Origin of the sequence: Nocardioides sp. (genome assembly GCF_029937575.1) — a bacterium.
Taxonomy (GTDB): domain Bacteria; phylum Actinomycetota; class Actinomycetes; order Propionibacteriales; family Nocardioidaceae; genus Nocardioides.
Map to the genome: position 1 here is coordinate 1 of NZ_JAPYPS010000056.1, position 1,709 is coordinate 1,709.

The window sequence follows — 1,709 nt, forward strand, 5'->3', positions numbered from 1 at the left end:
TCCGAGAGCTCGGCGATGCCGACCACCACCTCGAGGCACAGGGCGCTCATCGCCGCCCGTGCCGTCGCGGCGTCCCCGCCGGCCACCGCTACCGCGACCTCCGTGTGCAGGTCGCGAGCCTCCGGCTTCGGCTCCGGGGGCATCAGGTGGTGGTCGGTGCGGCCCCGCAGCACCTCCTCGACGACGTCGCAGAGTCCGGCGAACATCGCGTTGCCGGACGTCCGCAGCAGCAGGCGGTGGAAGGCGACGTCGTGCTCGAGAAACGTCCTCAGGTCCCCAGCCGCTCCGGTCTCCTCCATCCGCTCGGCGAGGGAGAGCAGCTCGGCGCGCACCTCGGCGCTGGCCCTGGTCGCCGCCATCGCCGCGGCCGCCGGCTCCACCGCAGCCCGGAGCTGGGCCAGCTCCTCGAGGTGGTCGCCTCGCCCGGGGCCGTCGAGACGCCAGCGGATCACCGCCGGGTCGAAGGCGTCCCACTCCGCGCACGGCAGGACGGTGACGCCGGTGCGGCGGCGGCTGCGGACCAGTCCCATCGACGCGAGCACCTGCACGACCTCGCGGGCGATCGTGCGGGAGATCTCGAACTCGTTGCCGAGCCACTCCAACGTGATCCTGGTGCCCGGCTCCAGGGAGCCCTGCACGATGCGGCCACCCAGCTCGCGAATAGCGTTGTGGTACACCGTGGACATGCCCCGAACCCTAGTCGCGTGTCCGCGGGAGGCCCTTCTCGTGGCCAGGTGCGGGCAGGTCGTCTCGTGACGCGGTCTCCCCTGCTCGTCGTGGCCATGGGCGTCTCCGGTACCGGGAAGTCCTCGGTGGGCACGCTCCTGGCCGAGCGCCTCGGCCTCGACTTCGTCGAGGGTGACGACTACCACCCCGAGTCCAACATCGAGAAGATGCGCGAGGGGGTCGCGCTGACCGACGAGGACCGCGAGCCCTGGCTGCAGACCCTCACCGACCTGGCCGGGCAGCGCCTCGACGGTGGCCGATCGCTCGTGCTGACCTGCTCGGCCTTGAAGCGCACCTACCGCGACACCCTGCGCTCCGGCGTGCCGGAGGGAGCGGCGTTCTTCCTGCACCTGCATGCCGACCACGACGTCCTGTCGGCTCGGATGGCGCAACGCACCAAGCACTTCATGCCGACCTCGCTGCTGACGTCACAGCTCCAGACCCTCGAGCCACTCCAGGACGACGAGCTGGGCGCCGTCGTCGACGTGGAGCCCTCGATCGACGAGGTGGCGGACGCTGCGGTCGAGGCCATGCTGGTCCAAGGTGTCGGATGAGCGCACGCTAGCGCGATCCCTCGTGCCGTCGGTTGCCTTTCATTGGCTTGGCCCGGGCTGGTCAACTGCCTTCGGACCGTGCCGGGTCGAGGCTCTCGACGGTGGCGGATCGTTCGTCCAGGTCGCGGATCGCCTGCCACACGGTGGCTCGGGCCGCGATCAGGGCGAGTCTTCCGGGTCAGCGGCCTCATGCCGATGCTGTCTCACCCGTGGGGGTGACTTTGACGGTGGTTTCCCGGATTTGTCTGCGGGTGGGGTTCGTGGGTGTTGGGGTGGTGGTGCTGCGTTAGCCCCCCTTGGCGCGTGGCTTTCTGATTCTCGGAGGCGTGTGGTGGCTGGTTCTGTGTGGTTCTCGCGTGGCGGTGTCGCGGTGGCGTGTGCGGTCGTGGTGGTGACGGGGTTGGTGGGTGTGGTGCCTGCTGGGGCTGC

Annotated in this window: 2 protein-coding genes; one reads left to right on the forward strand and one right to left on the reverse strand. The window is 70.3% G+C overall.

Translation table 11 applies throughout. From position 1 onward, the window contains the following. Positions 1–686: FCD domain-containing protein (locus tag Q1K33_RS15885; RefSeq protein WP_300405691.1), on the reverse strand; the 686-nt coding region annotated here is incomplete at its 3' end. A gap of 66 nt (positions 687–752) precedes the next feature. On the opposite strand from Q1K33_RS15885, the gene Q1K33_RS15890 reads away from it, so the two are divergent. Further along, entirely contained in the window at positions 753–1,280 is a 528-nt protein-coding gene (locus tag Q1K33_RS15890) for a gluconokinase (protein ID WP_300405692.1), read from the forward strand. The last annotated feature ends 429 nt before the right edge of the window (positions 1,281–1,709 follow it).